Origin of the sequence: Mesorhizobium sp. M7A.F.Ca.CA.002.09.1.1, from assembly GCF_003998555.1 — a bacterium.
In the GTDB taxonomy this organism is placed as follows: Bacteria; Pseudomonadota; Alphaproteobacteria; order Rhizobiales; family Rhizobiaceae; genus Mesorhizobium; species Mesorhizobium ciceri.
Genome location: NZ_RZRR01000432.1, coordinates 1 through 4,583, shown reverse-complemented (window position 1 = coordinate 4,583; position 4,583 = coordinate 1). Strand labels below are relative to the sequence as shown.

Genomic DNA, 4,583 nt, shown 5'->3' with positions numbered 1-4,583 from the left:
TCCTGGCAGAGCACAAGATCGGGGCGCTGGTCATCACCAATGGCGATCGCAAGATCGTCGGCATCCTGTCAGAGCGCGATATCGTCCGGGTTGTCGCCCGCGAAGGTGGAGCCGCGCTCGATATCCCCGTGCGTTCGGCGATGACGCCGAAAGTGAAGATCTGCAACGAAAACCACACCGTCAACGAGGTGATGGAGATCATGACCCGAGGCCGCTTCCGCCATCTGCCGGTGGAAAAGGACGGCATGCTCGATGGCATCGTGTCCATTGGCGACGTGGTCAAGCGCCGCATCGAGGATGTCGAGCGCGAGGCCGACGAGATCAGAGCCTACATCGCCACCGCCTGAGCGGTGAGGCGAACCGCCGGCCGGAGAACCGACCGGCGGAGCCGTGGTTACCTGTTGTCGAGTTCGGAGCGGACGAGTGCGAGCCCGCGCCGGGTGATGCGGTAGGGTCCACCGTCAGACGAAGAAACAGCCTTCTTCCGCTTCAGTTTTCGAAACAGCTCGAGATCGACGCCCGGATAATGCCAGCCGTCGCGGGTCAGGCATTTGACGGAGGCGATCCGTTTCTTCTCGTTCTTTTCGATTTCAATGCGTCCGCCCTGCGCGAGCAGGTGCAGGATGCGCTGTTTCCACAGCGCCGCGCGTCCTCTTGCACGCGCAAAGGACGCTGTGGCACTTATGATTTGGCGCATGATCCTTTCCGAAAATCGATACCGATTTTCGGGGTCATGCGCTGCGCGAAATATCCATGTGAGAGTTTTCCGGGAAAACAAAAAATGCCGCCGCCGCGAAGCTTCGCGGCACGGGGTTTCAGGTTTTCTGCCCTGCCTCGCCAGGAGGTCAGGGCCTTACCGGGACTGAGCGTAAGTGGACATCCACTCTCCATTGGAATGGACCTCCCATAGGCGAACGCAGCTGAAAAGGCCAGTCCGCGGCTTTGCGCTTGTGTTTTTTGGGCGCTTGTCTCTTTTGGCGGTTTGCACTAGCGAAGTTGCACACCAAAGTGTGCGAAACGCATTATCCGCAGTTCCAATACGCAGGCCACCATGTCCCTCATCGACACCCGCACGCCCGACGCCAAGCGCCTTGTTTCCGGTGCCACCGGCGACTGGGAGATCATCATCGGCCTCGAGGTCCATGCCCAGATTACATCGGAAGCAAAGCTGTTTTCCGGCGCCTCGACCGCTTTCGGCGCGGCGCCCAACGCCAATGTCAGCCTGGTCGATGCGGCGATGCCCGGCATGCTGCCGGTCATCAACGAGGAATGCGTCAAGCAGGCGATCCGCACCGGCCTTGGGCTGAAAGCGCAGATCAACCACAAGTCGGTCTTCGATCGGAAGAACTACTTCTATCCAGACCTGCCGCAGGGCTACCAGATCTCGCAGTTCAAGCAGCCGATCGTCGGCGAGGGCACGGTGATCGTTTCCGTTGGCCCCGATCGTCAGGGCGAATTCGAGGACATCGAAGTCGGCATCGAGCGGCTGCATCTGGAGCAGGATGCCGGAAAGTCGATGCACGACCAGCATGTGACCATGTCCTATGTCGACCTCAACCGCTCCGGCGTGGCGCTGATGGAGATCGTCTCCAAGCCCGACATGCGCTCGGCCGACGAAGCCAAGGCTTATGTCACCAAGCTGCGCACCATCGTGCGCTATCTCGGCACCTGCGACGGCAACATGGACGAAGGTTCGATGCGCGCCGACGTCAACGTTTCGGTGCGCAAGCCGGGCGGCGAGTTCGGCACGCGCTGCGAGATCAAGAACGTCAACTCGATCCGCTTCATCGGCCAGGCCATCGACTACGAGGCGCGCCGGCAGATCGCCATTCTCGAGGATGGCGGCAAGATCGACCAGGAGACGCGGCTGTTCGACGCCGTCAAGGGCGAGACGCGTTCGATGCGCTCCAAGGAAGAGGCGCATGATTACCGCTACTTCCCCGATCCGGACCTCTTGCCGCTGGAATTCGACCAGGCCTATGTCGATGCGCTGGCCAAGGAATTGCCGGAACTGCCAGACGACAAGAAGGCGCGGCTGATCGCGTCGCTCGGCCTGTCGGTCTATGACGCCTCGTTCCTGGTTTCGGAAAAGCCGATCGCCGACTATTTCGAGAAGGTGGCCGCCGGCCGCGACGGCAAGCTCGCCGCCAACTGGGTCATCAACGATCTGCTCGGGCAATTGAACAAGGCCGGAAAAGACATTGAAAACGCTCCGGTTTCCCCCGAGCAGCTTGGCGCGGTCATCGATCTGATCAAGGACGGCACCATTTCCGGCAAGATCGCCAAGGACCTGTTCGAGATCGTCTGGAATGAGGGCGGCGATCCGCGCCAGCTGGTCGAGAGCCGTGGCATGAAGCAGGTCACCGACACCGGCGCCATCGAGAAGGCCGTAGACGAGGTGATTGCAGCCAACCCCGACAAGGTCGAACAGGCGCGCGCCAAGCCGAGCATGGCCGGTTGGTTCGTTGGCCAGGTGATGAAGGTGACCGGCGGCAAGGCCAATCCACAAGCGGTCAACGACCTCGTCAAGACCAAGCTGGGCATCGAGTAGCGCGGTGTTTGTCCGCACCGCAGGTGAACGTGATCTGACGGCCATCCGGGCGCTGCTGGTCGAAACCTGGCACACGACCTATGACGCGGTCTATGGCCCTGATCGGATCGACCGGGTCATCGAGGATTGGTGTTCGCCGGCGAAATTGAGAGCTAGCCTTGAGCGGCCGAATGCCGAATTCCTGGTCGCCGACGACGGCAAGCGCATCGGCGGCGTCGCCTATGCCGAAAGCGTCGAAGGCGGCACCGTGGTCGACCTGCAACAGCTCCATGTCGCACCCGACCTGCAAGGCCGGGGCATCGGCGGGATGTTGCTCGATGAGGTGATCGAGAATTTTCCGGAAGCCCGCTCTCTACGCATCGAGGTCGTGGAGCAGAACAGGCGTGCGGTCGCCTTCTATCTGGCCAACGGCTTTGCCGAGATTGGCCGGGCCGACAATTATGGGCCGGCGCAGTCCGGTATTGCTGCGTTGATTCTTGAGCGGATGCTGACCGCCTGAGCGCTCGATGATCGCGCGATTGCATCACGTTGTTGCGAGTGGACCCTCGAGCACACGGCTTTCATTTGACGGCGCAAATATCGAGCGCAAAGCTGTGGCCGCTGACCCCAGCCATGATCGGTGTTTGACCGGTGGCATGCGAGGCAGCTTGGGGAATCGTCATGCCAAGCTTGCCGGAACTGATGCCGACACAGGTGTCGGACGAGACCTTTGGCGGCGTCACCTATCATATAGCGGGCGAGCTGGTGCCGGTGCTTTCGGTCGATGTCACGCGCATGCCGGTCTATTTCGAGCACCACATCCTTTTGTGGAAGAATTCCACCATCACCATCGGCCTGAAATCGCTGAAGGGCGCGCTGAAGCGGATGATGGCCGGCATGCAGATCTTCGTCACCGAGGCGTCGGGGGCGGGCATCGTTGCCTTCAGCCGCGATGGGCCGGGCCACATCGTGCCGATCCATCTCAGGCACGGCGAAGAGATCCAGGTGCGCGAGCACCAGTTTCTCGCCGCCACCGGCAATGTCGACTACACCTTCGAACGGGTGCGCGGCCTGGCGACGATGCTGTTCGGCCAGAGCGGCTTTTTCATCGACCGCTTTCGCGGTGATTCCGGCGATGGCATCGTCTGGCTGCACGGCTATGGCAACGTCTTCGAAAAGACGCTCGCCGCCGGCGAAACCATCGACATCGAACCAGGCGGCTGGCTGTTCAAGGATGCCTCGGTCAGGATGGAGACCAAGATCGATCGCCTGTCGAGCGGCTTCTTCGGCGCCAACATGAATTTCATCGTCAACCGATTCACCGGACCGGGCCGTGTCGGCATCCAGTCGATGTATCTGCATATGCCGACGGAGGAATAGTTCGGCGAAGGCCACTGGCGGGCAGCAATGGCGGCCGCGACCCGGCCATGCGTCATCGCGGCGTTTGCCGTGCCGGCTCACCACGGATATGCAAGGGCCATGACCAAATTGTTCCGCACTGCGGCGCTGGCGCTGCTCGCCATCATCATTTTCGCGACCTTGTCGCCGATCCAGATGCGGCCGCATCTCGCTGAAGCAAATGTCGAGCGTGCCTTGGCTTATGTCCTGCTAGGCTTCGCCCTCGCGGTCGGCTTCCCCAACCGACTGTATCAAGTGGTGATCTTTGTGGCTGTGATCGCCGGCATGCTGGAACTGCTTCAGCTCATTGATCCCGGTCGCCATGCACGCCTCATCGATGCATTGGTGAAAGCCTTTGCCGGGGTGGTTGGGATCGTCGCGGGACACCTGATCGTCAGGGCCGGCCGGCAAAAGAGCGAGAGCTAGGCGCGGCAGCAATCCGCCGCGGAGGATCGAGCCTTCGCTAGGCAGCGGGAACCCCCACATTGTCGATTAGCCTGGTTTTGCCGAGCCATGCCGCTGCGAGAAGACGCCCTTCGCGGTTTCGACGCCATGGCGCAAGCGTCAGGCTTTCGCGTGCCTCGACATAGTCGACCTTCTGGAAACCGGCGGCGATGAGGTCGCGGCTGGCCTCTTCGGTTGCGTCGGTTTGGTG

At 61.4% G+C, this 4,583-nt stretch carries 7 protein-coding genes; 5 read left to right on the top strand and 2 right to left on the bottom strand.

Going from position 1 to position 4,583, the window contains the following annotated elements; genetic code table 11:
- Positions 1-347: CBS domain-containing protein (locus EN994_RS18845; protein WP_164746008.1), on the top strand; the 347-nt coding region annotated here is incomplete at its 5' end.
- 47 nt (positions 348-394) lie between these two features.
- On the opposite strand, the gene EN994_RS18840 is transcribed toward EN994_RS18845, so the two are convergent.
- The gene (locus EN994_RS18840) at positions 395-697 is read right to left on the bottom strand and encodes a YjhX family toxin (RefSeq protein ID WP_082826465.1); all 303 of its coding nucleotides are present in this window, start codon (positions 695-697) and stop codon (positions 395-397) included.
- A gap of 354 nt (positions 698-1,051) precedes the next feature.
- On the opposite strand from EN994_RS18840, the gene gatB reads away from it, so the two are divergent.
- The 4 genes from gatB to EN994_RS18815 all read left to right on the top strand — a co-directional run bounded on the left by gatB (position 1,052) and on the right by EN994_RS18815 (position 4,354).
- Entirely contained in the window at positions 1,052-2,551 is a 1,500-nt protein-coding gene (gene gatB, locus EN994_RS18830) for an Asp-tRNA(Asn)/Glu-tRNA(Gln) amidotransferase subunit GatB (RefSeq protein WP_127307718.1), read from the top strand.
- 4 nt (positions 2,552-2,555) lie between these two features.
- Positions 2,556-3,050 (top strand): GNAT family N-acetyltransferase, encoded by a 495-nt coding sequence (locus EN994_RS18825; protein WP_063168096.1) that lies wholly within the window; start codon positions 2,556-2,558, stop codon positions 3,048-3,050.
- Positions 3,051-3,211: 161 nt separating this feature from the next.
- Positions 3,212-3,910 (top strand): AIM24 family protein, encoded by a 699-nt coding sequence (locus tag EN994_RS18820; protein WP_027160398.1) that lies wholly within the window; start codon positions 3,212-3,214, stop codon positions 3,908-3,910.
- 99 nt (positions 3,911-4,009) lie between these two features.
- Positions 4,010-4,354, top strand: a complete 345-nt coding sequence (locus EN994_RS18815; RefSeq protein WP_063170249.1) for a hypothetical protein — start codon at positions 4,010-4,012, stop codon at positions 4,352-4,354.
- 37 nt (positions 4,355-4,391) lie between these two features.
- On the opposite strand, the gene EN994_RS18810 is transcribed toward EN994_RS18815, so the two are convergent.
- Positions 4,392-4,583: pantoate--beta-alanine ligase (locus EN994_RS18810; protein WP_206530420.1), on the bottom strand; the 192-nt coding region annotated here is incomplete at its 5' end.

Bases quoted from the DNA above. Each gene is read 5' to 3' on its own strand.
- EN994_RS18820 (WP_027160398.1), top strand. From the start codon at position 3,212: ATGCCAAGCTTGCCGGAACTGATGCCGACACAGGTGTCGGACGAGACC.
- EN994_RS18840 (WP_082826465.1), bottom strand. From the start codon at position 697: ATGCGCCAAATCATAAGTGCCACAGCGTCCTTTGCGCGTGCAAGAGGA.
- gatB (WP_127307718.1), top strand. From the start codon at position 1,052: ATGTCCCTCATCGACACCCGCACGCCCGACGCCAAGCGCCTTGTTTCC.
- EN994_RS18815 (WP_063170249.1), top strand. From the start codon at position 4,010: ATGACCAAATTGTTCCGCACTGCGGCGCTGGCGCTGCTCGCCATCATC.